A 25,896-nucleotide genomic window follows, 5' to 3' on the forward strand; every position below is an offset into this window, starting at 1 on the left:
GGTGTTCAGCCCATAAGTCTGAACACCCTTTTCTTATGATATTTGTTTGTTGTGCGTGTCAGTCTTTGTGTCTGAAACCGGCCAGCACTCAATGCCATTATGGTTTTTGAGCACATCTTTATAAAAGACCGGATCCTTGCCTGCTTTTTTCTGGCGTGTATAGTCTTTCAGCGCCGTAAAAACGACCTTTGATAGTAAGAAAATCGCGATTAAATTCACGACGACCATCAAACCCATGAACAAATCAGCAAGATCCCAGACGAGCTGGACTTTGGCAACACAGCCAAACACGATCATTGCAAGCACGCCGATACGGTAGACAAAAATCAGTTTTTTGCTTTTGTTCAAAAAGCCGATATTGGTTTCGCCATAATAATAGTTTCCAATTAGAGCACAGAATCCGAATAACAAAATCAGAATGGCGAGAAAGCCTGATGCCCATGATCCGACATGGGAGCTGAGGGAGGCTTGTGTCAAGGCGATTCCGCTCAGACCCGGAGTATGATAGGCGTCCGAAAACAGGATGATAAAGGCGGTGCTTGTACAAATGATTAGCGTATCTGACAGGACACCAAGCGCTTGAATCAGCCCCTGTTTGACAGGATGGCTTGTTGTGGCGGTGGCAGCGGCATTCGGTGCGCTCCCCATTCCCGCTTCGTTTGAAAAAATTCCCCGTCTGACGCCTTGCATGAGTGCCGCGCCCAAAGCCCCGCCGGCGGCCTGGTCAAAACCAAACGCATTTTTCACGATTAGCGCAAGCACACCTGGCAGCTGCGTAATGTTGGTAAAAATGACGAAAAACGCAACTCCGATATACAGGACAGCCAATACGACGACAATGGATTCAGCCAGCTTTGCAATGCGCTTGACTCCGCCAAAAATAATCGTGCCGAATACAGCAATTAAAATGAGTCCCAATGTCAGGCGGTTTGTGCCAAACGCGTTTTCAAAGGCAAGGCTGACTGTATTGGATTGAACCGAGTTGAAGACGATACCGAACGATAAGGTGATTAACACAGCGAACAGCGCGCCCATCCACCTTTTGTTCAGCCCTTTTTCCATGTAATACGCCGGCCCGCCGCGGAAGCCGTTTACATCTTTTACTTTATAAATCTGAGCCAGTGTGCTTTCCACAAAGCTAGATGCTGATCCGATAATGGCGATAATCCACATCCAGAAGATTGCACCGGGCCCGCCGAGTGCAATGGCGATGGCAATGCCCGTAATATTTCCCGTTCCGACACGGGCCGCCATGCTGATGCAAAAGGCTTGAAACGGAGAAATGCTGTTTTTCGACCGGGAAGCAGCACCTTCTCTTAATACCCTGACCATTTCTTTCAGCATGCGAACCTGTAAAAACTTCAGCCTGAACGTAAAATAGATTCCAAAAGAAAGGAGCAAAACAATTAATAGCTTTGACCACAAAAGATCATTTGCAATACCGACGATATGTTCCAGGATTTGCTGCATAGAATCACCTCTTTTTTCATATTTAAAAAATGCTGAGCTCCCATTCCTGCGCCATATGCTTCAGCAGCATACCGCCAGTGAGGCTGTTGCCGTATTCATCAATGGCAGGCCCGTAAATGCCGATGCCGCATCCGGATTGAAAAGGCTGTTCTCTTCTGGCGCTTGGAGGCACCAGCGCCATGATGCCGCCGGAGACGCCGCTTTTGGCCGGCACGCCGACAAACGCCGCATATTTGCCTGAAGCGTTGTACATGCCGCACGTCAGCATTAATGCCTTGGCCAATTTTGCGACATCTTTTGGAATCACCTGCTTGCGTCGAATCGGATGATACCCGTCATGAGCAAGGATCAGGCCGATCAACGCAATATCTTCTGTAGTGCTCTCCATAGCGCATTGCTTCAAGTACACCTCAAGTGTTTCTTCTACTTCAGCTTCTAAAAAGTTTGTTTCTTTTAAATAGTAGGCCAGCGCTCTGTTGCGGTGGGCGGTTTCCCATTCAGAACGGAATACTTCCTCGTGAATTCTTGGCCGTTTTCCTATCAAAGTTTCCATCACCGAGTAAAGAAACTCGAGCTTTTCGTATGCCGATTCTCCGGGAAGAATCGAAGCGATGGTAAGGGCGCCGGCGTTGATCATGGGGTTGAAGGGCTTTCCCGGCTTGTTGATTTCGAGTCGAATGATTGAATTAAAGGCGTCGCCTGTCGGCTCGACATCTACGCGGTCCAGCACATAGGGAATGCCGCGGCTCATGCAGGCGGCAATAAAGCTAATCACTTTTGAAATGCTTTGCAGGGTAAAAGAGACGTTCCAGTCGCCGGCGTGTATCATCGTTCCATCAGGCTCCAATACACAGATGCCGAGCTGTGAATCATTGATTTTTCCTAATGCGGGGATATAGTTTGCACTTTGTCCATTGGCGGCAAAAGGGCGATAGTACTCAACCCAATCATGCAGCTGTAACGTCGGGTTTATGTCTTTCTGGTGCTCTTTTATCAATTCTTTCATCGAATTCCTCCTCACTGATTTTTTTCTTAAAGGACTGAGGTGTATCAAAACGAAGGCTAAAGGGGCGTTAAACGCTTTCATGATAGCGGAAGGTATAATTACTGTATAATGGCGACTACAGAATCATACAAAATACGACAAAAACATTTTGAAAATAAGCAGTAAGATTTATAAAAACCTTATTTTCTGGGTCAAAAGCAATTTGCAGGTTTTCGCCCGATTCCCCAAAATAAAAAGCGAGGATGTGATCAACATAAAACTGGAACGGTTTATTGAAAAAGACGGATATATACTGGCCCTCATGCTGATAACGGTGCCGCTGGCCGGTGAACTGAAATTTTATCCCCTCAATGAAGAATTCCGGGTCAGCTTTGGGGCACCGGTTTTTTTCTTCTTTTTATCGTTGTTGCGGCATGTGCCCGCTGTGCTGCCGGGTTTTCTGACTGGAGCGGCTGTTTTCATCTTTCGCGTCTTACTGGAATTATGGGGCGGAGGACACAATGGACTGACTCCGATTCTGTATGATCAAGCGTCTGGCTTTTTCTTTTATATGACTTACGCCTGTCTGTTTTCCATATTAAAGGCCAATCGTTTCCGTGAACGGCCGATTATGCTCGGTTTCATTGGGTTTATGATTGAAGTTGTGTCAGATTGTGTCGAGCTGGCTGTGCAATTTCTCATTTTTCATACGGTTGTCACGCCTGAGAAAATCACTGACATTGCGGTGATTGCGATTTCTCACACATTTATTGTGATGAGCTTTTATAGTGTGCTGAAGCTGTATGAAACACAATCGAGAGAAAAACAGACAAGGCAGCAGCACGAGCACATGCTGATGATCGTTTCCAATTTATATGAAGAAACGGTGCACCTAAAAAAGACATTGAAAACGACAGAGAAAGTGACAAACGATTCGTATCAGCTCTATCGGGAAATGAAGGGCAAGGATGTTCAGCTGAGCGGCAGAATCCTGAGACTGGCCGGAGAGATTCATGAAGTGAAAAAGGACAACCAGCGGATATTCGCAGGGCTTTCAAAACTGATTTCGAATGAGAGTTTGAGAGATTATATGAGGGCTTCTGATTTGCTTCAGCTCGTGATTCGAATGAATGAAAAGTACGCTGAAGCACTAGGGAAGCAGATTGATTTTTACTGCTCGATCGAGGGAGAGCATGACGAATATCACGTATTTATCGTGCTTTCGATCATTAATAATCTAACAGCAAATGCGGTAGAGGCTATGGATGAAGAGGGAATGGTCAGCCTGAGGCTCCGTAAGCCAAATGAGAGTATGGTAGAATTCCAGGTGGAAGACAATGGCCCCGGGATTTCCGAGAAAATCGGAGACATTGTGTTTGACCCGGGCTTTACTTCAAAATATGACGAATTTGGCACGCCTTCTACGGGTATCGGACTTTCCTACGTAAAGGAAATCGTGACAGAGCTAGAAGGGGATATCACGTTTGATAATCAGCAGCGGGGAGTGGTGTTTGCCATCAGGCTGCCTGTCCGGCATTTGATTCAGAAAGGGTGAACCAAAAGCTATGCGTTTTTTTATTGCAGATGATGACCGTGCGGTGCGGTCAATCTTAAGGCAGATCATTGAGGACGAAGATCTCGGGGAAGTTGCTGGTGAAGCAGACGACGGAAGCCAAGTGGAAGGGCATATGCTGCAATTTAAGCAGATTGATATTTTATTAATCGATCTGTTAATGCCCGGAAGAGACGGCATTGAGACGATTCGTCAGATCCAGAATACGTACTCCGGCAAAATCGTAATGATCTCTCAAGTGGAGGCGAAGGAAATGGTCGGGGAAGCGTACTCGCTCGGCATCGAATATTTTATCCATAAGCCGATTAACCGCATTGAAATTGTCACGGTTCTCCAAAAGGTGAAGGAGCGGATCGAGCTTGAACACTCGATTGGAGCCATTCAGCATTCTCTAAGCCGGCTTGTCAATCGGACTGAACGGAAAGCGCGTCCCCAGCAGAAGAGTGATAGCGGTTTAAAAGAGGCAGGAACATTCCTGTTGTCCGAGCTGGGCATGATGGGAGAAGGCGGCGCACATGATCTCATGGCAGTCCTGCAGTATTTAGCAGAACGCGAGCAATCCGAGCCGCACGAAAAACAAAGCCCTTCGCTAAAACAAATATTCACCCAAGTAGCGGTACGGAAGCTGGGGACAGGGGCCTCACAGACGGAAGTCAATCGCGAAATGAAAGCCTCGGAGCAGCGTATCCGCAGAGCGATTATTCATTCGCTGCACCATTTTGCTTCACTGGGCACAACTGATTTTTCGAATCCAAAATTTGAAACCTATGCATCGAAATTCTTTGATTTTCCGGTTGTCAGCCAGAAAATGAAAGAACTCCAATCCAAGGATGCAAAACCCCTTGCACCTGCTAGAATAAATATGAAAAAATTCATCCACGTGTTTTTTTTGGAAGCAAAGCTTTTGCATGAAACGATGAAACAAAGAAGGATATAAACCAAACAGCCGGCTGACCAGGCTGTTTTTTTGCTGCGCAGAATCCCGGCCGGACAGTGATTTACCGCTTTTTTATAAAATATCAGAAAATAAAGATATTGACTTATTGTTTATTTGTCTTACAATTAAACAAAAGGATATACGGGAAGGGGCGGTTGTAAAAGAAAAATTAATAAAAGCGCTTTCAGTCAAGGGCTGTATACACAAATAACAGGAGGTTATGTTGATGAGCCGTATTAGAAAAGCACCCGCTGGAATTTTAGGTTTTCCGGTTGCTCCTTTTAACACACAAGGAAAACTGGAGGAAGAAGCTCTTTTTCAAAACATTGAGTTTTTGCTGAATGAAGGCTTGGAAGCGATATTTATCGCTTGCGGGTCTGGTGAATTCCAATCTCTCAGCCAGAAGGAATATGAGCAAATGGTGGAAGTCGCAGTCTCAGCAGCCGGAGGAAAGGTGCCGGTCTACACGGGGGTGGGCGGCAACCTCAGCACAGCGCTTGATTGGGCGCAGCTGTCGGAGAAAAAAGGCGCCGACGGCTACTTGATTCTGCCTCCGTATTTGGTGCATGGCGAACAGGAGGGGCTGTACCAGTATGCGAAAACGATTATTGAAAGCACTGACTTGAACGCGATTCTTTATCAGCGCGATAATGCCGTTCTCTCAGTTGAACAGATCAAACGTCTGACCGAATGTGAACAGCTTGTCGGTGTCAAAGACGGGGTAGGAAATATGGATTTGAATATCAACCTCGTCTATACGATCGGCGACCGCTTAGGATGGCTTAACGGAATGCCGATGGCTGAAGTGACGATGCCGGCTTATCTGCCGATCGGGTTCCACTCTTACTCTTCAGCGATTTCAAATTATATCCCGCATATTTCGCGAATGTTCTATGATGCATTGAAAAACGGAAATGACGAGCTTGTGAAGGAACTCTATCGGCATGTGATTCTGCCGATCAACGACATTCGCAAACAACGAAAAGGCTACGCCGTATCCTTGATTAAAGCCGGTATGGAAATCATGGGTTTGAATGTAAGGAATACAGCCAGACCGCCTGTCGGCCCGGTTGAAAAAGATCATTATCAGCAATTGGAAGCAATTTTGAAGCAGGCGGCTGACCGTTTTCCGAAAAAAGCCGCGACGGTTTGACCAGAAAAAACACGAAAGGGGCAATGGGCATGTCTGTGATCACGGAACAAAACACGTACCTCAACTTTATTAACGGAGAGTGGGTTAAGTCTCAATCAGGCGATATGGTCAAGGTCGAAAACCCTGCCGATGTGAATGATATTGTCGGATATGTACAGAATTCAACGGCTGAAGATGTGGAACGTGCCGTCGCCGCCGCCAATGAAGCCAAAACGGCTTGGAGAAAGCTGACGGGTGCCGAGCGCGGCCAATACTTATACAAAACAGCGGATATCATGGAGCAGCGCTTGGAGGAAATCGCCGCCTGCGCAACGCGTGAAATGGGTAAAACATTGCCGGAAGCGAAGGGAGAAACAGCCCGGGGGATTGCCATTCTGCGCTATTACGCCGGAGAGGGCATGCGAAAAACGGGTGACGTCATTCCGTCTACTGACAAAGACGCGCTCATGTTTACCACCCGTGTTCCGCTCGGTGTGGTCGGCGTGATTTCTCCGTGGAACTTCCCAGTGGCGATTCCGATTTGGAAAATGGCGCCGGCATTGGTATACGGCAATACCGTTGTCATCAAACCGGCGACAGAAACAGCTGTGACATGCGCGAAGATCATTGCCTGCTTTGAGGAAGCGGGGCTCCCGGCAGGGGTCATCAATTTGGTGACAGGCCCGGGTTCTGTTGTCGGGCAGGGGCTTGCTGAGCATGACGGTGTAAACGCCGTTACGTTTACCGGTTCAAATCAAGTCGGAAAAATCATCGGGCAAGCCGCTTTAGCGAGGGGAGCCAAATATCAACTTGAGATGGGCGGCAAAAACCCTGTCATCGTAGCCGATGACGCTGACCTTGAAGCTGCGGCAGAAGCTGTCATAACGGGGGCCTTCCGTTCAACCGGCCAGAAATGCACCGCGACAAGCCGTGTCATCGTGCAAAGCGGAATTTATGAGCGCTTTAAAGAAAAACTGCTCCACCGCACAAAAGATATTACAATCGGAGACAGCTTAAAAGAGGATGTCTGGATGGGACCGATTGCCAGCAAGAATCAGCTTGATAACTGCCTGTCATACATTGAGAAAGGCAAACAGGAGGGGGCTTCCCTTTTAATAGGAGGAGAAAAGCTGGAGAACGGAAAGTATCAAAGCGGCTATTATGTTCAGCCTGCCATCTTTGACAATGTGGCATCTGAGATGACAATTGCCCAGGAGGAAATTTTCGGTCCGGTGATCGCCTTGATCAAGGTGGACTCGATGGAGGAGGCGCTGAACATCGCCAATGATGTGAAGTTCGGTTTAAGTGCATCCATCTTCACGGAAAACATCGGCCGAATGCTTTCTTTCATTGATGAAATCGATGCCGGGCTGGTTCGGATCAATGCAGAAAGCGCAGGTGTTGAGCTGCAGGCGCCTTTTGGCGGCATGAAGCAGTCGAGCTCCCACTCCCGAGAACAGGGTGAGGCAGCGAAGGACTTTTTCACAGCGATCAAAACCGTTTTTGTGAAGCCGTAATGGTGCTGGAAAGAGGCGTGCGTCTCTTTCCCGGCTTTATCACAGCCAGCATATGATTCTCTACTTTGAAAAGGAGAAGATACTATGAAAAAAGACTTTGCGAGTGTTACACCGGCGGGCAAAAAAACGTCCGTGCGCTGGTTCATCGTGTTTATGCTGTTTCTTGTGACCTCTATTAACTACGCGGATCGAGCGACGCTTTCCATCACTGGAGATTCCGTCCAGCATGATTTGGGATTGGACTCGGTCGCCATGGGATATGTCTTTTCTGCCTTTGGCTGGGCCTATGTCATCGGACAGCTTCCGGGCGGCTGGCTGCTGGACCGTTTTGGTTCAAAGACTATCATTGCGTTAAGCATCTTTTTCTGGTCGTTTTTTACGCTGCTGCAAGGGGCGATTGGCTTTTTCTCCGCCGGCACAGCGATTATCCTGCTGTTTGCACTGCGTTTTCTGGTTGGTTTATCAGAAGCGCCTTCATTTCCCGGAAACGGCAGAGTTGTTGCCTCATGGTTTCCAAGCTCCGAGCGCGGGACAGCTTCAGCCTTTTTTAATTCAGCACAATACTTCGCAATCGTCATTTTTTCTCCTTTAATGGGCTGGCTTACCCACTCTTTCGGCTGGCATTCCGTCTTCGTTGTCATGGGTATTGCGGGCATTCTTCTGGCTGTCATCTGGCTAAAAACGGTGTATGAACCGAAAAAACACCCAAAGGTTAATGAAGCTGAGCTTGCGTACATCGAACAGGGCGGCGGGCTGATTTCCATGGATGACAGTAAAAGCAAACAAGAAACAGAATCGAAATGGCCGTATATCAAACAGCTGTTAACGAACCGCATGCTGATTGGCGTGTACATCGCGCAATACTGTATTACGACTCTCACCTATTTCTTTCTCACATGGTTTCCGGTATATTTGGTTCAGGCCCGCGGCATGTCTATTCTTGAAGCTGGGTTTGTCGCTTCCCTGCCGGCGCTGTGCGGATTTGCCGGCGGCGTCCTTGGGGGCATTGTGTCAGACATCTTACTCAAAAAAGGCCGTTCACTGACCTTTGCAAGAAAAGTGCCAATCATTGCCGGCATGCTGCTGTCTTGCAGTATGATTGTCTGCAACTATACAGATTCAGCGTGGCTTGTCGTTGTTATTATGTCGCTCGCGTTTTTCGGAAAAGGCTTCGGCGCATTGGGCTGGGCTGTCGTGTCGGACACGTCTCCGAAAGAATGTGCAGGATTAAGCGGCGGTTTGTTCAACACTTTCGGCAATATTGCCTCGATTACAACACCGATTATTATCGGATACATTGTTAATGCCACTGGATCTTTTAATGGCGCGCTTGTGTTTGTCGGCGCTAACGCGATTGCGGCGATCCTCAGCTATTTGCTGCTGGTCGGGCCGATCAAACGGGTCGTGTTAAAGAAACAAGAACAAGACCCCGATCAATCGTTGCCTGTCTAATATTTATGAAAGCGCTTTATAAAGGGAGGAAAATGCATGAGTTCACCGATACAAGAGCAGGTTCAAAAAGAGAAAAGATCGAATATTCCCTCAATTTCTGAAATGAAGGTGATTCCTGTTGCGGGACATGACAGCATGCTGCTGAATCTAAGCGGAGCACACAGCCCGTTTTTTACCCGGAATATCGTAATCTTAACGGACAGCAGCGGAAATCAGGGAGTCGGCGAGGTGCCTGGCGGAGAGCATATTCGCCGCACACTGGAGCTGTCAGAGCCGCTTGTTGTCGGAAAATCTATCGGTGCGTACCAAGCGATATTGCAAACGGTCAGAAAGCAGTTTGGCGATCAGGACAGGGGAGGGCGAGGAAACCAGACGTTTGATTTGCGCACCACTGTGCACGCCGTCACCGCACTGGAAGCGGCTTTGTTAGATTTGTTTGGAAAGTTTCTTCAGGAACCGGTCGCGGCTTTGCTGGGCGAAGGGAAGCAGCGTGATGAAGTAAAAATGCTCGGTTACCTCTTTTACATCGGCGACCGAAAGCGGACGACCTTGCCGTATCAAAGCGATGAGCAGTCAGATTGTGCGTGGTTCCGTCTGCGCCATGAGGAAGCGCTGACGCCGGAGGCCATTGTGCGTCTTGCCGAATCAGCACAGGAGCGCTATGGCTTTCAGGATTTCAAGTTGAAAGGCGGGGTGCTGCGGGGAGAAGAGGAAATCGAAGCTGTTACCGCATTATCGAAACGTTTTCCAGAGGCAAGGATCACTCTTGATCCGAACGGGGCATGGTCATTAGAGGAAGCTATTGCATTATGCAAAGGAAAGCAAGATGTGCTCGCGTATGCGGAAGATCCGTGCGGGGATGAGAATGGCTACTCCGCTCGTGAAGTAATGGCTGAATTCCGCCGTGCGACAGGGCTTCCGACTGCGACAAATATGATTGCGACTGACTGGCGGGAAATGGGTCACGCAATTCAGCTCCATGCGGTGGATATACCGCTGGCTGATCCGCATTTTTGGACGATGCAAGGGTCGGTGCGGGTTGCGCAAATGTGCCATGATTGGGGTTTGACATGGGGCTCGCACTCCAACAACCACTTTGATATTTCCCTTGCGATGTTTACCCATGTGGCAGCAGCGGCTCCGGGGCGGATCACGGCGATTGATACCCATTGGATCTGGCAGGACGGGCAGCGATTAACGAAACAGCCTTTTGAGATTTCTTCTGGCTGTGTCAAGGTGCCGGATAAGCCAGGGCTAGGCGTCGATATTGATATGGAACAAGTGGAAAAAGCGCATGAGATCTACCGGAAAATGAATTTAGGCGCACGGAATGACGCGATCCCAATGCAGTTCCTGATCAGCAACTGGGAATTTGACCGGAAGCGCCCGTGTCTTGTGCGATAAGTTTGATTGTAAATATTGTCATATCCGCTATTTTGTCTTACAATTGAACAACTGAAGGGAGAGTTGTTCGTGTTCGAAGGTTTAGAGGATTTGAAAGTCGATACAGTCAATCGGAAAACATTAGCCAAGCAGGTCATCGAACGGATTGTCCATTTATTATCGAGCGGACAGTTGAGGGCCGGAGACAAATTGCCGACAGAAATGGAACTGATGGACATTTTGCATGTCAGCAGGCCGGTGCTTCGGGAGGCACTCAGTTCACTTGAAACGCTGGGCGTCATTACGAGAAAAACACGAGGGGGCACATATTTCAACGATAAAATCGGCATGCAGCCATTTTCCGTCATGCTTGCCTTGGCCACTGATAATCTTCCGGCTATCATTGAAGCGCGGATGGCGCTAGAACTCGGACTCGTGACAATTGCCGCGGAAAAAATCAATGAGGAAGAGCTTCAGCGCTTGCAGAAGACGATCGACGATATTGCCAACAGCACTGACAATCTTTATGGTGAAGCGGATAAAGAGTTCCATCGAATTATTGCGTTAAGCGCCAATAACCCCGTCGTTGAAGGGATGATTCAGTCCCTGCTGATCACCCATGCGAAAATTGACAGCCAAATTCCGTACAGGGAGAGAGATGTAACGGTCGAATATCACAAAAAAATATACGACGCCCTTGCCAAAAGAGATCCGTACAAAGCACATTACCACATGTATGAGCATCTGAAATTTGTCCGTGACAAAATTCTAAAAGGAATGAATGAAAAATAATGGTGAGCAACCGCAGTTGAAACGTAAGAGCTGCGGTTTTTTTAAAACCAATTTAGAAAACGCTTACTAAGATATGAGGAGTGATTTTCATATGGCGATGAACCTCAGGAAGAACCAAGCGCCCCTTTACATCAAAGTGCATGAAATAGATAACACCGCGATTATTGTAAATGATGGAGGACTGCCAAAGGGCACTGTTTTCTCATGCGGGCTCGTACTTGAAGAGGATGTTCCTCAAGGACATAAGGTGGCCCTCACCGATCTCAATCAAGGGGACGAGATCGTGCGTTACGGAGAGGTGATCGGATTTGCTGATGAGACGATCAAACGCGGGAGCTGGATACGGGAAGCCCTCGTGAGGATGCCCGCTCCTCCGGCGTTAGACGATCTTCCTCTCGCAAACAGGGTGCCGCAGCCGCGGCCGCCTCTTGAAGGCTACACGTTTGAAGGATACCGAAATGCGGATGGCAGTGCGGGGACAAAAAATATTCTCGGCATCACGACAAGTGTTCAATGTGTTGTTGGCGTTTTGGATTATGCAGTCAAACGAATAAAAGAAGAGCTGCTGCCGAAATACCCAAATGTCGATGACGTTGTGCCGCTGCATCATCAATACGGATGCGGCGTGGCGATCAATGCGCCCGACGCTGTTATTCCGATCCGCACGATTCAAAATCTCGCGAAGCATCCGAACTTCGGCGGAGAAGTAATGGTAATCGGATTGGGATGTGAAAAGCTCCTCCCGGAAAGAATTGCCTCCGAAAATGATGATGACATTCTATCGCTCCAGGATCACCGGGGTTTTGCGGCGATGATCCAATCCATTTTGGAAATGGCGGAGGAACGGTTAATCAGGCTGAACAGCAGAACCCGGGTGTCATGCCCTGTTTCGGATCTGGTTATCGGCCTGCAATGCGGCGGCAGTGATGCGTTTTCCGGCGTGACGGCGAACCCTGCCGTGGGGTATGCGGCTGATTTATTGGTTCGCGCAGGTGCAACGGTTTTGTTTTCTGAAGTGACAGAGGTGCGGGATGCCATTCATTTATTAACGCCGCGGGCTGTCAGTGAAGAGGTCGGACAATCACTGATCAAAGAGATGAAGTGGTATGACAGCTATCTCCGGCGGGGAGACGCAGACCGAAGCGCAAACCCGTCACCAGGCAATAAAAAAGGCGGATTATCCAATGTGGTGGAAAAAGCGTTAGGCTCGGTAGCCAAATCAGGCACAAGCCCCATCTCCGGCGTGCTCGGTCCTGGTGAAAGAGCAGAGCAAAAAGGCCTGCTGTTCGCGGCGACACCGGCAAGCGATTTTGTGTGCGGCACCCTGCAGCTGGCTGCGGGCATGAATCTGCAGGTGTTTACGACAGGGAGGGGAACACCGTATGGCCTGGCTGCTGCGCCGGTGCTGAAAGTATCGACGCGGCATTCCTTATCAGAGCATTGGGCAGATTTAATCGATATCAATGCCGGCCGAATCGCGACAGGAGAGGCCAGTATCGAAGATGTAGGCTGGGAAATCTTCAGGACGATTTTGGATGTGGCAAGCGGCCGCAAACAAACGTGGGCAGACCGTTGGGGTCTTCATAATGATTTGTGCTTGTTTAATCCTGCTCCAGTGACTTGATTCATTGTTCTAGAAGATCGAAATTGGAATATGATAATTTACGTACAAAGAACGGAGGGGTTACAGCATGGCATTCATTAGATTCCGAGTGACACGAATTCAATAGTGAACAACTCTCGCCTGAATGCGAGAGAATCGGGATGAATCCGCCTATGTATGAGCCCTTATATGGTTATAAAAAAAGAGGGTGGCGTGCCTGCCCTTTTTTTGTGCCTTCAAGCATCCCTTCTCTCTACTGCAGGCCGGAGCATGAGAAGGGGGAAATGGGATGACAAACCTTAACGAAAAACAGCTTATCACTGAGATTGTCGGGCTTGCACGCAGCCAAGGTTTGACGGTTCATTCTGAGAACGCGCAATTGAATGAAACCGGAATGGACTTTCAAGTTGTATTTGCCAAGGACGACACAGGTATGCCATGGGTGCTGCGAAAACCGCGGCGAAGTGATGTTGTGGAAAGAGCATCCGCAGAAGGCATAACGCTTGCCTTTCTCCGCGCGAATCTGACTGCTGATGTGCCGGATTGGAGAATTCATACACCGGAATTGATCGCTTACCCCATGTTAAAAGGAACGCCGGCTGCTGGAATTGATTTGGAACAAAAAAAATATGTATGGAATATGGATCATCAGCCGCCGTCAGACGATTTTGTCGGCACACTTGCCGACATACTGGCTGAATTACATGGCACGGATCAAATATCTGCTGGGCAATCCGGAATAGAAGTGATAAGGCCAGAAGATTTCAGGCAAATGACAGCAGACTCTATGGTTGATGTGAAGAATAAGCTTGGCGTATCTACGACGCTTTGGGAAAGATGGCAAAAGTGGATAGATGATGATGCATACTGGCCGGGTTTCTCTTCTTTGATACACGGCGATCTCCACCCGCCGCATATCCTTATCGATCAAAATGGACGTGTCACAGGACTTCTGGATTGGACAGAAGCGAAGGTTGCTGACCCAGCCAAAGATTTTATCTTTTATCAAATGCTGTTCGGGGAAGAGGAAACTGCCCGTTTGCTTGAATACTATGATCAAGCAGGCGGCCGGAAATGGGCCAAAATGCAGGAACACATCTCAGAGATGCAAGCGGCATATCCATTGGAAATAGCTAAATTCGCTCTGCAAACACAGCAGGAGGAGCACGTCAATATGGCGCTAGAAGCACTCGGTGTAACATCGGATTAAGAATTGACTTCGTTTCATGAACCGAGTATTATAAACTTTACAAATAATAGAACGGATCAACAATCGTGAGGAAGAGCAAGTACGCACAGAATGGAGGTTCAGAGAGTCGGTGGCAGGTGTGAACCGATCCTCCCCTGTTGCCGAATGGGCTTCTGAATTGCTTTGCTGAACGGATAGTAGGCGATGCCGGGTTTCTCTCCCCGTTACCAAGAGAGGAGTATCGAAACATAGGTTTTCTGTACTTAGAGTGAATGGCTGTATAGCTGTTAATAAAGGTGGTACCGCGAGACCCTCGTCCTTTGCATAGGACGGGGGTTTTTGTGTTTCTTAAAGGAGGTGACGGCCAATGGACGATGGCTGGTGGTGGCATAGCAGATGAGTTAGAAAGGAGGATATCAAATGGTCATTGCAACTGATGATCTTGAGGTCGCATGTCCTAAATGTGAAAGAGCGGGAGAAATCGAAGGAACACCTTGCCCGGCCTGCAGCGGCAAAGGTGTTATTCTGACTGCTCAAGGATATACGCTTCTGGATTTTATCCAAAAGCATTTGAATAAGTAAAGGAGAAAAGCTGAGCTGAGATGAGAGCAAAAGAGCAGAGTAAGATTAGTGAGGCCGCATCAGGTACGATTTTTTTGCTGATCGGAACAGTTTGTTTTGCGTCTAAATCGATTTGGATAAAATGGTTATACCAAATGGGTGCTGAGCCAGATGCCGTGCTGCTATACAGGCAGCTGCTGGCTGTTCCGCTGTTTTGGCTGATTTTTTTAATATACCGTCCTCCAATGCCAGACGGTAAGAAAAAAGGAGACATATGGAAGGCTTGTGGCGCGGGAGTGTTTTGTTTTTTTCTGTCTCCCTTGCTTGATTTTATCGGGCTGAACCATGTATCCGCAATGGTTGAACGTATATTGCTGATGAGCTATCCGTTGTTTGTGTTTGGACTCACCGCGTGTCGTGACCGGAAAATGTCCTCAATTCAGGACCTTTTCGCAGTTCTGGCGGTCATGTTTGGGCTTTTCTTGGCGCTGGGCGGCTGGAATGCTGAGCTTTTTCAGGCGAATATGATTGGAGCTGTATTCATTTTGTTATCTTCGGCCGTCTATGCTGGTTATCTTGTCCTTTCCGGGCATCTCGTCCATCAAATCGGGGGTATCCGTCTCAATGCATACGGGATGACAGCTGCTGGAGCTGCCATGATGCTTTACACAGGGATAAAATCGGCGGCTGGCATGAATACGCCAATGGCAGCATATCCGCTTGCTATGTATGGTTTGTTCGCGGTAATTGCAGTCGTGACCACTGTGATTCCATTTGTGCTAATGCTTGAGGGCATAAAACGAATCGGGGCACAGCGAGCCGCCGCCATTTCAATGGCAGGGCCTATCCTGACGATTTTCTATGGAGCTTTATTTCTCGGTGAACGGCTCGGGCTTATTCAAGTCATTGGATGCGCTGCCGTATTCTTTGTCATTACGGGCATAGAATACAGGAAGCTGAAAACAGGAAAAAAAGAATAATTTTTATAAAACACACACGTTTTTCAATTACAATAAGTGTAATTACGTGTGTGTTTTTTGATTTTGTAAAGGTTAGGTGAGAAGATGCAGCGCATATTGCTTGTAGAAGACGACCACTCAATCAGTGAAATGGTGGATCATTATTTAACAAAAGAAGGCTTTGGAATTGTGCATGCTTTCGACGGAGAAGAGGGCATCCGGCTGTTTCAGCAGGGTTCATACGATTTAGTCCTCCTTGATATCATGCTCCCGAAACTGAACGGCATGGATTTTCTGAAAATCATCCGGGAAAAAAGCAATATACCGGTCTTAATGATTTCGGCAAAAGACGGAGATGTGGACAAGGCATTGGGACTGGGCTTTGGGGCGGATGATTATATCGCCAAACCGTTTTCGATGATTGAGCTGACAGCTAGAGTAAAAGCCGCGATACGGCGGGCGACGCAATATTCGGCAGAGGAGCCGGCTGTGAATAAGGTGATCCGGATTCACCAGCTTGCGATAGACGTAGACAATGTTTCCGTTTTGAAAAACGGACAACCGCTCCAGCTGACGTCAACAGAATGGCAGCTGCTGTGCTTATTTGCATCAAATCCTAAAAAAGTGTTTACGAAAGAACAAATCTACCGTTCCGTCTGGAATGAAGAGTACTTTGATGATCAGAACATCATTAACGTACATATGCGGCGGCTCAGAGAAAAGATTGAGGATGACCCCTCCTCCCCTCAATATATTAAAACGCTATGGGGCATCGGTTATAAATTAGGAGAGTTTTAGAATGACAGTGCTATGGGTGGCCGCTGTCATCGCTCTGGCGTGTCTGAATGTGATTCAATTCATAATGAAAAAGAAGCGGGACGGGAATCTGGCTTACACGGCTGACCAGCTTAGCTACATGCTCAGCCGGGATTCGGCAGGACAAATTTTGCTTCCTACAGACGATCATGCGCTCAAAGACTTGCTTGTTAACATCAATCTTATCGTTGAGAATCGTCAGCAGATCAGCGCCCAATTTGCCAAAACAGAGCAATCCATGAAGCGGATGCTGACCAATATGTCGCACGACCTGAAAACGCCGTTAACGGTCATTCTCGGTTATATCGAAGCCATTCAAAGTGACCCGAACATGCCGGACGAAGAGCGGGAAAGATTGCTGGGGAAGCTCCGCCAGAAAACAAATGAACTTATTCAGATGATCAATTCCTTTTTTGATTTAGCGAAATTAGAATCTGAAGATAAAGAGATCCCGATCACCAAAGTACATATGAACGACATATGCAAACGAAATATCCTTCACTATTATGACACTGTTCAGTCAAAAGGCTTTCAAGCAGCCATCGATATTCCCGATACGCCGGTGTATGCGCAGGCGAATGAAGAGGCTCTGGACAGAATCCTGCAAAACCTATTGTCCAATGCGATTCAATATGGCGCGGCCGGCAAGTTAATCGGGCTGACGCTGTCTTATGATGAGAGGAACATCGCCATCACCGTATGGGATCGCGGAAAAGGGATTAGTGAAACCGATCAGCAGCGGGTGTTTGAGAGGCTGTACACACTTGAAGAATCCAGAAATAAAGCATTTCAAGGAAGCGGACTGGGTTTAACCATTACAAAACGGCTTACAGAAAAAATGGGAGGCACCATATCCGTCCAAAGCAAGCCGTACGAACGGACTGCATTTACGATCACATTGAAACGCATGACATATTAATCGTAAGAATTTCTTAAGGTTTGAGAAATAAAAATGACAGGGCTCGCCGCTACAATAGAAAACAGGAAAAGAGAGGGAAGGAGCAACAAAGTTGACTTATATCGTACAAACAAACGGACTGACCAAAACGTATCAGGGCAAAGAGGTCGTATCCAATGTCAGCATGCATATTAAAAAAGGTGAAATCTATGGCTTTCTCGGCCCGAACGGCGCGGGGAAAACAACCATTATGAAAATGCTGACGAGCCTTGTCAAACCGACTAGCGGTGAAATCATCATCCTTGGGAACAAGTTCACCCACACGTCATATGAGGTACTGGGGAACATCGGCAGCATGATTGAATATCCGATTTTTTATGAAAACCTGTCAGCTGAAGAAAATTTAGATCTGCATTGTGAATATATGGGATACCACAATAAAAAAGCCATACAAGAAGTGCTGGATATGGTGAATTTAAAACAAATCGACAAAAAACCCGTCAAAACCTTTTCCCTCGGGATGAAGCAGCGCCTTGGAATTGCGCGTGCCATCCTCACGAAGACGGATCTGCTCATTCTGGATGAGCCGGTGAATGGTCTTGACCCTATCGGCATTAAAAAGATCAGGCAATTGTTTCAAGTGCTGAGCAAAGAGTACGGTATGACGCTGCTGATCTCAAGCCACTTGCTGAGTGAAATCGAACAAATCGCGGACACGATCGGCGTCATTCGGGACGGCAGGCTGCTTGAAGAGGTATCAATGGAGGATGTCAGGGGCCAGAACACTGAATACATCGAGCTTGTTACATCGAATCAGACAAAGGCCTGCTTCGTTCTTGAGAAAGAGCTGCAATTAACCAACTTTAAAATTTTAAATGAGAAAACAATCCGAATTTACGAAGCCGAAGCCTCACAGGCTGCTATATCCAAAGCGCTGATTTTAAATGATGTAGACATTGAATCATTGAACAGAAAGTATACGTCGCTGGAGGATTATTTTATCAAATTGATCAACGGCAATAGCATCAGTGCGTAAAGGAGGAGAGACACGTTGATGAATTTGATCAGAATCGAATTAAGAAAAATGAAAATGGGCTGGTATATCAGAGGTGCCCTCATTGCCAACGTGATCATTATGGGCTTTATGTGGCTGATCAGTTATTCCGAAAAAGCCGATGGCGGGGTTTCGTTCCAAAGTACGGATGAAGCATTCCTCATCATCGGCACCTTCGTCAGAGCGGTATTTATCGTATTTGGCGCTGTGCTGATCGTAAAATTGGTGATTTCGGAATATAAAAACAAAACCATTCTTGTGATGTTCACGTACCCGATCAGCCGTAAAAAGCTGCTCACCGCTAAGCTCATGATCGCGAGCGGACTGACGTTTATCACGATTTTACTTTCAAATATACTCATAGCCGCTGGTTTCTTTTGGCTGAACTCGATCTACCATTTCATACCGGGAGAGCTTACTTCCGAGATCATTTCTCAACAGGCGGTCAAAATGGCGGTTTTCGCTTTTGGCGCCGCTGGAACCAGTTTAGTTCCCATCTTTTTTGGGATGCGTAGACACTCAGTTCCGGCGACCATCATTTCATCTGTAGTAATTGTGATGCTCATCAGCTCAACAAGTCCGGGCTTCTCGATTTCATCTGTTGTGTATATCCCGTTATCGTTAGCGGCATTCGGATTGTTCTTTTCCTACATGGCGATCAGGAATGCGGACAAGCAGGATGCGTAAACAAAGGCGCCCAATATGTATAAAAGGCCGATGCTGTCAGCACCGGCCTTTCCATTATGAGTCTGTTCTTGTTTCAAGATAATGCTTCTTGCCAATCTCTTTGCTCATCATATAGAAATGGAAGCAATATTCACCGATTGCCATGACGATCGCGCCGAATAAAGCCGCCAATGCAACTTCACCGCCAGTCATCCCCATAGAAAGCGGCATGCCCATCAGCCAAATCACGAGAAAAGCCAAGCCAAAATCAGCCAAAGTTGCAATCATATTATTCCATTTCGGCAATACATAAAGATCGCCCAGCAAATAAGAAATAACCCCTAACACAATCGTCATTAGCAGCGTATCACCAAACGTGAAACCAAAGCCCAGACCAAGCACCAGATACAACACAATAATCGTCATAATACCTTTAATAGCGAGCGCTTTCACATGTGTCATTGCAATTCCTCCTTTTGTCATTTGATTTGTTATGTATAATTCCTCAAATGTAAAAAGTTAAACCTTATTTCTTTTCGGAGGCGGGTGCAAATCTGCTGGGGAGGGGTCAATGATGTGAATCCAGGAATTGAGGCTGCGGCGCTTCGACAGCGGAAACATGAAGCTTGTACCGCACCGGACGCTGCTTTGACGTTAGATGAATGAATTTAAAAACTTCTCTGTCCCTCCGTCATCACTTTTGAAGTAATGAAATATGATGAAAAGAGATGAAGGGGAGGTGACGTGATGGCGGTCGTGAGAGCAACGAGTGCGGATGTTGATTTGATGGCAAGGCTGCTCAGAGCGGAAGCGGAAGGTGAAGGCAAGCAGGGGATGCTGCTTGTCGGCAACGTTGGAATTAATCGGCTGCGGGCGAATTGCTCAGATTTTAAAGGCCTCCGCACCATCAGGCAGATGATTTATCAGCCACACGCGTTTGAGGCTGTGACTCATGGATATTTTTATCAAAGGGCGCGAGATAGCGAGCGTGCCCTTGCACGGCGGTCGATTAACGGTGAAAGACGCTGGCCGGCAAAATTTAGTTTGTGGTACTTCAGGCCGGAGGGGGACTGTCCAGCCCAGTGGTATAACCAGCCGTTTGTGGCCAGATTTAAGTCACACTGCTTTTATCAGCCGACGGCGGAGACGTGTGAAAATGTATATAACACATTTTAGAGACAGGACACCGTTCAAATTGAACGGTGTTTTTCTTTGAAAAGATGCAATGGAAAATATGCCTGTGAGATAATCGAAAAAAAAGAGTTGACGGAGATGACAGAATGGCAACAATTGACCTGCAAAAGAAAAGTGTAAAGATCGTACTGGAGAAAAAGCAGTTAACGAAGGTGACGGCTCGTGTCGGACTGGTTCTTGATATGACGGGATCGATGAGACCGCTCTACAAAAACGGGACGGTTCAAAATGTGGTGGAGCGGATTTTGGCAGTGGCTGATCAGTTTGATGATAACGGTTTGCTGGATGTATGGGTGTATGATAATGAATTTTCCCGATTAAAGCCAGTTTCAGAAAAGGATTTTTCGGGCTATGTCGATCGTGAAATTTTAAATAATGACAGCTTGCATAAATTCGGCAGAAATGATGAGCCGCCAGTCATGAAGGACGTGCTGCGCAAATATGTTGCGGAGGAACCGAGCTCGTATCCTGCTTTCATTGTTTTTATCAATGACGGGGGCTGTAAAAAGTCAATCAAACCGATAATTGAAGCTTCTTCTGATAAACCGGTGTTCTGGCAGTTTGTCGGCATCGGAAACGGAAACTTTGATTTTCTCAATAAACTGGATACGTTAGAAGGGCGTGTCATTGATAACACGAACTTCCTGCATATCGAAGAGATTGACCGCATTTCTGATGATGAGCTTTATGATGCTCTGCTTGCTGAATTTCCATTTTGGCTGAAAGAAGCGAAGGAAAAAGGGATTGTAAGAGAACAAGAGCCTCCTGCTGAAAAGCCGAAAAAGAAGGGCTTTTTCAGCAGATTGTTTTCGAAATAACTGATAAGGCACTGAGTCATTCTGCGAAATGGCTCGGTGTTTTTGTTTTTTTAAGATCATGTGAAGAAAAATAGTCCGAATGGGCGGCTTGCAAACGACAGGATATGCAGAAAACGCGTCATTCAGCCAGCTTTCGGCATGTTTCAGCGGCAGGCTTGTGAGGGAAGACCTGTTTTTGATGTTCAGCGCTTACAATCGGTTCACACTTCTTCACAGTCGTTTAACAATGATTTCCTATAATGGAGACGATCAATGAGGAGAGAGGGGATCTTGAATGGCATACGACAGTCGTTTTGATGAATGGGTACAGAAACTGAAAGAGGAAAGCTTTCAAAACAATACGTTTGACCGCCGTAAATTTATTCAAGGAGCGGGGAAGATTGCAGGACTTTCTCTTGGATTAACGATTGCCCAGTCGGTTGGGGCCTTTGAAGTAAATGCTGCGCCTAAATTCTCAAGCTATCCGTTTACATTAGGGGTAGCGTCAGGTGATCCGCTTTCTGACAGTGTCGTGCTTTGGACACGCCTGGCACCAGATCCGCTGAATGGCGGGGGAATGCCGAAGCAAGCAGTGCCTGTCAAATGGGAGGTCGCAAAGGATGAGCATTTCCGCAAAATCGTAAGAAAAGGCACTGAAATGGCTAAACCGAGTCTTGCCCATTCCGTTCATGTGGAAGCGGACGGGCTTGAGCCAAACAAAGTGTACTATTACCGTTTCAAAACCGGCCATGAACTAAGCCCTGTCGGAAAAACAAAAACACTGCCTGCCCCTGGCGCCAATGTGCCGCAAATGACCTTTGCATTTGCTTCCTGCCAGCAATATGAGCACGGATATTATACGGCCTACAAGCATATGGCAAAGGAAAAGCTTGATCTTGTCTTCCATCTCGGTGATTACATATATGAATACGGCCCAAATGAATATGTATCAAAAACAGGCAATGTCCGCACGCACAACAGCGCGGAAATCATTACGCTGCAAGACTATCGGAACCGTCACGCTCAATACCGTTCTGATGCCAATCTTAAAGCTGCACATGCGGCATTCCCTTGGGTTGTAACTTGGGATGACCATGAAGTTGAAAACAACTATGCCAATAAAATACCTGAAAAAGGACAGTCGGTTGAAGCATTCGTGCTCCGCCGCGCGGCAGCATACCAGGCATACTATGAACATATGCCGCTCCGCATTTCCTCTTTGCCGAATGGCCCAGATATGCAGCTGTACCGGCACTTTACGTACGGAAACCTGGCGTCCTTCAATGTGCTTGATACCCGCCAGTACAGGGACGACCAAGCCAATAACGACGGCAATAAGCCGCCTTCTGATGAATCGCGCAATCCGAATCGGACCCTGCTTGGAAAAGAACAGGAGCAGTGGCTCTTCGACAATTTGGGCAGCTCGACAGCCCACTGGAATGTGCTGGCGCAGCAGATTTTCTTTGCAAAGTGGAATTTCGGGACAAGCGCAAGTCCGATCTACAGCATGGATTCGTGGGACGGCTACCCGGCTCAGCGCGAACGGGTTATCAATTTCATTAAAAGTAAAAATCTGAATAATGTTGTCGTACTGACAGGTGATGTACACGCAAGCTGGGCATCGAATTTGCATGTCGATTTCGAGAAGACAAGTTCAAAAATATTCGGAGCCGAATTTGTCGGAACCTCGATCACATCCGGAGGAAACGGAGCCGATAAGCGAGCGGATACGGACCAAATTTTAAAAGAAAATCCGCACATCAAATTCTTTAACGACTATCGCGGATATGTCCGCTGTACAGTGACGCCTCACCAGTGGAAAGCCGATTATCGGGTGATGCCATTTGTGACCGAGCCGGGCGCAGCCATTTCCACGAGGGCTTCATTCGTTTACCAGAAAGACCAAACTGGGTTGAGAAAGGTATCATCCACAACAATCCAAGGCGGGGTGAAGCAATCCGATGAGGTCGAAGAGGATCGTTTCTTTGCGCACAACAAAGCCCACGAAAAACAAATGATTAAGAAGCGGGCAAAAATCACGAATTAAGGAGTGGAAATTATGTTTTCAAACATTGGAATACCGGGCTTGATTCTGATCTTCGTCATCGCCCTCATTATTTTTGGCCCTTCCAAGCTGCCGGAAATCGGGCGTGCCGCCGGACGGACACTGCTGGAATTTAAAAGCGCCACAAAATCACTTGTGTCTGGTGATGAAAAAGAAGAGAAATCAGCTGAGCTGACAGCGGTAAAGCAGGACAAAAACGCGGGCTGAATGCTGATGAGGCAGACACCGGGTCTGCCTCTTTTTTTATGAAAGGGAGGGCTTTTTTGAATGGATAAAAAAGAAACCCATCTGATCGGGCATTTAGAAGAGCTTCGCCGCCGGATTATCGTCACCCTTGCGGCATTTTTTCTATTTCTCATCACGGCTTTTTTGTTCGTACAGGACATTTATGACTGGCTGATCAGGGATTTGGATGGAAAGCTGGCTGTGCTTGGGCCGAGTGAAATCCTCTGGGTGTATATGATGCTTTCCGGCATTTGTGCCATTGCGGCTTCTATCCCTGTTGCCGCGTACCAGCTGTGGCGTTTCGTTGCACCGGCGCTGACGAAAACGGAGCGCAAGGTGACGCTCATGTACATACCAGGTTTATTTGCGTTGTTTTTGGCGGGCATCTCCTTCGGATACTTTGTCTTGTTTCCGATCGTGCTCAGCTTTTTGACTCATTTATCCTCCGGCCACTTTGAAACAATGTTTACGGCTGACCGCTACTTTAGGTTTATGGTGAATTTGAGCCTGCCGTTCGGCTTCTTGTTTGAGATGCCCTTGGTGGTGATGTTTTTAACAAGGCTGGGCCTCTTAAATCCTTACAGACTGGCCAAAGCGAGAAAGCTTTCCTATTTTCTGCTGATTGTCGTGTCCATATTGATTACACCGCCTGATTTTATTTCTGATTTTCTCGTGATGATCCCGCTTCTTGTCCTGTTTGAAGTGAGTGTCACCCTATCGGCGTTTGTCTATAAAAAGAGGCTGAGGGAAGAAACAGCGGCGGCCGCTTAGTGCAGCGTACCGCCCGGTGACTTCACATCCTCATCATATTGTGCGGCCGTAACAGCGGCGATTCTCAATGCCCGGACAATCGTGTCCAGGCTGAGGCTCGGCGCTGTTTTGTCGATTGTTTGCTGCGGAATGTAAGGAATATGAATAAAACCGCCGCGAATGTGCGGGGATGTCCGGCTAATGTGATCCATTAACCCGTAGAACAAATAGTTGCATACAAAGGTCCCCGCTGTGTAGGAAACCGCAGCTGGAATGCCGTGTTCCTTCATCTTAGCAGTCATTCGTTTCACGGGAAGCCCTGTCCAGTAAGCGGCGGGTCCGTCTGGAGAAATCTCTTCATCAATCGGCTGATGTCCTTCGTTATCGGGGATCCGCGCATCTGCAAGATTGATCGCCACTCGTTCCGGTGTAATCTGCATCCGTCCTCCTGCTTGGCCGACACAAATTACGATATCCGGCTGATGTTTTTGAATGGCTTGGCGCAGAGTGTCCAGAGCGGATCTAAAGACAGTAGGAATTTGTTCCGCTGTAATGATTGCTTCTTCCGTCTCGAAACCATTAAGCCGTTTCGCCGCTTCCCATGATGGATTGACGGTTTCTTTGTCAAAAGGGTCAAAGCCAGTGATCAGCACTTTTTTTCTCATTTTCCCATCTCCTTTTTCTTTCATTCTATTGTTTATTTATGGGTTTTTCATCAAAATAATGTAAAGGAGTGAATCATAATGGAGCATTTGCCGCAGCAGTATCGTCATTTATTCCCAACCTTGCAGACGCATACGATGCTTGCCAGCTGTTCTCAGAGCGCATTGGCAGAGCCAGTATCAAGGGCGATCCAGGATTATCATGATAGCCTGCTGTATATGGGGACGAACTGGAAAGAAGCGATCGAAAAAACAGAGTTTGCGAGAAACGAGTTTGCAAAGCTGATCGGGGCTGAACCGGATGAAGTGGCGATTGTGCCGTCAGTTTCTGATGCGCTGGTTTCTGTAGCATCGTCCTTAACTGCATTTGGAAAGAAGCACGTTGTATATACAGATATGGATTTTCCGGCGGTGTCTCATGTTTGGCAGGTACACTCCGATTATACCGTATCCGTCATTCCATCAATAGGCGGCGTGCTGCCGCTTGAACAGTATGAAACGCATATTTCGGATGAAACAGTACTGACGTGTGTTCCTCACGTTCATTATCGTGACGGCTATGTTCAGGATATAAAAGCGATTGCCGAGATTTCTCAGAGAAAGGGCTCTTTATTGTTTGTAGATGCTTATCAATCAGCCGGGCATATTCCCATTGATGTGAAGGAATGGGGCGTAGATATGCTGGCAGCAGGCACCCGGAAGTATTTGCTCGGCATACCGGGTGTGGCGTTTCTTTATGTGAGAAAGGAGCTGGCTGACGCACTGAAGCCGAAAGCATCAGCTTGGTTCGGCAGAGAGAACGGATTTGATGGGGATTATGCAAAAGACGCGCGTCGTTTTCAAACGGGCACCCCAGCTTTTATCAGCGTATACGCAGCTGCAGCTGCTTTATCGCTGCTGAATCATATTGGGGTTTCTCATATCCGGGAACATGTGAAAATGATCTGTGCCGATGCAGTTCAATATGCCGCTGAAAAAGGCCTGAAGCTGGCGGCAGGACAAGAGGGGATTCAGCCGGGCATGGTTGCGATCCGGGATGAGCGGGCATCGGAAACGGCGGCGTTGCTGAAGAAGAAAAAAGTGATTTGCGCGCCGCGGGACAATGTTATCCGTCTCGCTCCCCATTTTTATAATACGAAGGAGGAAATGCGGCACGCGATTGATGAAATCGCGGCGAAAATGGTCTATAAGTAAACATAGAAAAACCCCTGAACAC

Annotated in this window: 27 protein-coding genes and 1 other annotated feature; of the genes, 22 read left to right on the plus strand and 5 right to left on the minus strand. The window is 47.5% G+C overall.

Annotation, left to right across the window (positions count from 1 at the left end; genetic code table 11):
• Nucleotides 1–33: 33 nt before the first annotated feature.
• Together MHH79_RS01415 and MHH79_RS01420 are read right to left on the minus strand one after the other, a co-directional pair.
• Nucleotides 34–1,470, minus strand: a complete 1,437-nt coding sequence (locus tag MHH79_RS01415) for an alanine/glycine:cation symporter family protein (RefSeq protein ID WP_015382657.1) — start codon at nt 1,468–1,470, stop codon at nt 34–36.
• Nucleotides 1,471–1,492: 22 nt separating this feature from the next.
• Nucleotides 1,493–2,476 (minus strand): glutaminase, encoded by a 984-nt coding sequence (locus MHH79_RS01420; protein WP_063335988.1) that lies wholly within the window; start codon nt 2,474–2,476, stop codon nt 1,493–1,495.
• Between the two features lie 301 nt (nt 2,477–2,777).
• Between MHH79_RS01420 and glnK the strand changes: the two genes are divergently transcribed.
• From glnK to MHH79_RS01495, 15 genes are all read left to right on the plus strand, one after another.
• Nucleotides 2,778–4,010 carry a two-component system sensor histidine kinase GlnK gene (gene glnK / locus MHH79_RS01425; RefSeq protein ID WP_080030709.1) on the plus strand — a complete coding sequence of 411 codons (1,233 nt, stop codon included), beginning with the start codon at nt 2,778–2,780 and terminating at the stop codon, nt 4,008–4,010.
• Nucleotides 4,011–4,020: 10 nt separating this feature from the next.
• Nucleotides 4,021–4,965, plus strand: coding sequence for a glutamine utilization two-component system response regulator GlnL (gene glnL, locus MHH79_RS01430; protein WP_340034920.1), 945 nt, complete (start codon nt 4,021–4,023; stop codon nt 4,963–4,965).
• Nucleotides 4,966–5,191: 226 nt separating this feature from the next.
• A complete protein-coding gene (gene kdgD, locus MHH79_RS01435; protein ID WP_003246372.1) occupies nt 5,192–6,118 on the plus strand; it encodes a 5-dehydro-4-deoxyglucarate dehydratase in 927 nt (308 codons plus the stop codon).
• A 29-nt stretch (nt 6,119–6,147) separates the two neighbouring features.
• Entirely contained in the window at nt 6,148–7,614 is a 1,467-nt protein-coding gene (gene gucD / locus MHH79_RS01440) for an alpha-ketoglutaric semialdehyde dehydrogenase GucD (RefSeq protein ID WP_063335990.1), read from the plus strand.
• Between the two features lie 84 nt (nt 7,615–7,698).
• Nucleotides 7,699–9,066, plus strand: coding sequence for a glucarate transporter GudP (gudP, locus tag MHH79_RS01445; protein WP_003234818.1), 1,368 nt, complete (start codon nt 7,699–7,701; stop codon nt 9,064–9,066).
• Between the two features lie 36 nt (nt 9,067–9,102).
• Complete coding sequence (gene gudD / locus MHH79_RS01450; protein ID WP_063335991.1) at nt 9,103–10,470, plus strand: glucarate dehydratase; 1,368 nt, start codon at nt 9,103–9,105, stop codon at nt 10,468–10,470.
• A gap of 69 nt (nt 10,471–10,539) precedes the next feature.
• Nucleotides 10,540–11,241, plus strand: a complete 702-nt coding sequence (locus MHH79_RS01455; RefSeq protein ID WP_063335992.1) for a FadR/GntR family transcriptional regulator — start codon at nt 10,540–10,542, stop codon at nt 11,239–11,241.
• A 91-nt stretch (nt 11,242–11,332) separates the two neighbouring features.
• Nucleotides 11,333–12,865 carry a galactarate dehydratase gene (gene garD / locus MHH79_RS01460; RefSeq protein ID WP_014478709.1) on the plus strand — a complete coding sequence of 511 codons (1,533 nt, stop codon included), beginning with the start codon at nt 11,333–11,335 and terminating at the stop codon, nt 12,863–12,865.
• Nucleotides 12,866–13,133: 268 nt separating this feature from the next.
• A complete protein-coding gene (mphK, locus tag MHH79_RS01465; RefSeq protein WP_309529899.1) occupies nt 13,134–14,054 on the plus strand; it encodes a macrolide 2'-phosphotransferase MphK in 921 nt (306 codons plus the stop codon).
• A gap of 56 nt (nt 14,055–14,110) precedes the next feature.
• Nucleotides 14,111–14,357: a binding site (T-box leader), on the plus strand.
• Between the two features lie 96 nt (nt 14,358–14,453).
• Entirely contained in the window at nt 14,454–14,615 is a 162-nt protein-coding gene (rtpA, locus tag MHH79_RS01470) for an anti-TRAP regulator (protein WP_003234807.1), read from the plus strand.
• A gap of 20 nt (nt 14,616–14,635) precedes the next feature.
• Nucleotides 14,636–15,574, plus strand: coding sequence for a DMT family transporter (locus MHH79_RS01475; protein ID WP_340034921.1), 939 nt, complete (start codon nt 14,636–14,638; stop codon nt 15,572–15,574).
• 96 nt (nt 15,575–15,670) lie between these two features.
• The gene (gene ycbL, locus MHH79_RS01480) at nt 15,671–16,351 is read left to right on the plus strand and encodes a two-component system response regulator YcbL (protein ID WP_080344252.1); all 681 of its coding nucleotides are present in this window, start codon (nt 15,671–15,673) and stop codon (nt 16,349–16,351) included.
• Nucleotide 16,352: 1 nt separating this feature from the next.
• Nucleotides 16,353–17,288: a two-component system sensor histidine kinase YcbM gene (ycbM, locus tag MHH79_RS01485; RefSeq protein ID WP_063335995.1), complete on the plus strand. Its 936-nt coding sequence runs from the start codon at nt 16,353–16,355 to the stop codon at nt 17,286–17,288.
• 91 nt (nt 17,289–17,379) lie between these two features.
• Nucleotides 17,380–18,303 carry an ABC transporter ATP-binding protein gene (locus MHH79_RS01490; RefSeq protein ID WP_340034923.1) on the plus strand — a complete coding sequence of 308 codons (924 nt, stop codon included), beginning with the start codon at nt 17,380–17,382 and terminating at the stop codon, nt 18,301–18,303.
• Nucleotides 18,304–18,321: 18 nt separating this feature from the next.
• Nucleotides 18,322–19,008 carry an ABC transporter permease gene (locus MHH79_RS01495; RefSeq protein WP_080467383.1) on the plus strand — a complete coding sequence of 229 codons (687 nt, stop codon included), beginning with the start codon at nt 18,322–18,324 and terminating at the stop codon, nt 19,006–19,008.
• Here the strand turns inward: MHH79_RS01495 and MHH79_RS01500 are convergent.
• Together MHH79_RS01500 and MHH79_RS01505 are read right to left on the minus strand one after the other, a co-directional pair.
• Nucleotides 18,969–19,103 (minus strand): hypothetical protein, encoded by a 135-nt coding sequence (locus MHH79_RS01500; RefSeq protein ID WP_119122840.1) that lies wholly within the window; start codon nt 19,101–19,103, stop codon nt 18,969–18,971. The two genes, MHH79_RS01495 and MHH79_RS01500, sit on opposite strands and share 40 nt — an antisense overlap.
• The gene (locus tag MHH79_RS01505) at nt 19,063–19,449 is read right to left on the minus strand and encodes a YndM family protein (RefSeq protein WP_003246313.1); all 387 of its coding nucleotides are present in this window, start codon (nt 19,447–19,449) and stop codon (nt 19,063–19,065) included. Before MHH79_RS01505 ends, MHH79_RS01500 begins: the two co-directional genes overlap by 41 nt.
• A 285-nt stretch (nt 19,450–19,734) precedes the next feature.
• On the opposite strand from MHH79_RS01505, the gene cwlJ reads away from it, so the two are divergent.
• The 6 genes from cwlJ to tatC all read left to right on the plus strand — a co-directional run bounded on the left by cwlJ (nt 19,735) and on the right by tatC (nt 24,039).
• Nucleotides 19,735–20,163, plus strand: coding sequence for a cell wall hydrolase CwlJ (gene cwlJ / locus MHH79_RS01510; RefSeq protein ID WP_015715185.1), 429 nt, complete (start codon nt 19,735–19,737; stop codon nt 20,161–20,163).
• A 104-nt stretch (nt 20,164–20,267) separates the two neighbouring features.
• Nucleotides 20,268–20,999 carry a VWA domain-containing protein gene (locus MHH79_RS01515; RefSeq protein ID WP_047183526.1) on the plus strand — a complete coding sequence of 244 codons (732 nt, stop codon included), beginning with the start codon at nt 20,268–20,270 and terminating at the stop codon, nt 20,997–20,999.
• 79 nt (nt 21,000–21,078) lie between these two features.
• The gene (locus tag MHH79_RS01520) at nt 21,079–21,255 is read left to right on the plus strand and encodes a hypothetical protein (protein ID WP_003234785.1); all 177 of its coding nucleotides are present in this window, start codon (nt 21,079–21,081) and stop codon (nt 21,253–21,255) included.
• Nucleotides 21,256–21,273: 18 nt separating this feature from the next.
• Nucleotides 21,274–23,025 (plus strand): alkaline phosphatase PhoD, encoded by a 1,752-nt coding sequence (phoD, locus tag MHH79_RS01525; RefSeq protein WP_015382673.1) that lies wholly within the window; start codon nt 21,274–21,276, stop codon nt 23,023–23,025.
• Nucleotides 23,026–23,037: 12 nt separating this feature from the next.
• The gene (gene tatAD / locus MHH79_RS01530) at nt 23,038–23,250 is read left to right on the plus strand and encodes a sec-independent protein translocase protein TatAD (RefSeq protein WP_003223835.1); all 213 of its coding nucleotides are present in this window, start codon (nt 23,038–23,040) and stop codon (nt 23,248–23,250) included.
• Nucleotides 23,251–23,310: 60 nt separating this feature from the next.
• Entirely contained in the window at nt 23,311–24,039 is a 729-nt protein-coding gene (gene tatC / locus MHH79_RS01535; protein WP_047182026.1) for a twin-arginine translocase subunit TatC, read from the plus strand.
• On the opposite strand, the gene pcp is transcribed toward tatC, so the two are convergent.
• Nucleotides 24,036–24,683 (minus strand): pyroglutamyl-peptidase I, encoded by a 648-nt coding sequence (gene pcp, locus MHH79_RS01540; protein ID WP_021481871.1) that lies wholly within the window; start codon nt 24,681–24,683, stop codon nt 24,036–24,038. The genes tatC and pcp overlap by 4 nt on opposite strands.
• Nucleotides 24,684–24,761: 78 nt before the next feature.
• Here pcp and MHH79_RS01545 point away from each other — a divergent pair, with 78 nt between their 5' ends.
• Complete coding sequence (locus tag MHH79_RS01545; RefSeq protein ID WP_340034924.1) at nt 24,762–25,874, plus strand: aminotransferase class V-fold PLP-dependent enzyme; 1,113 nt, start codon at nt 24,762–24,764, stop codon at nt 25,872–25,874.
• The last annotated feature ends 22 nt before the right edge of the window (nt 25,875–25,896 follow it).

Source organism: Bacillus sp. FSL K6-0993, assembly GCF_037977205.1.
GTDB classification, from domain to species: domain Bacteria; phylum Bacillota; class Bacilli; order Bacillales; family Bacillaceae; genus Bacillus; species Bacillus subtilis.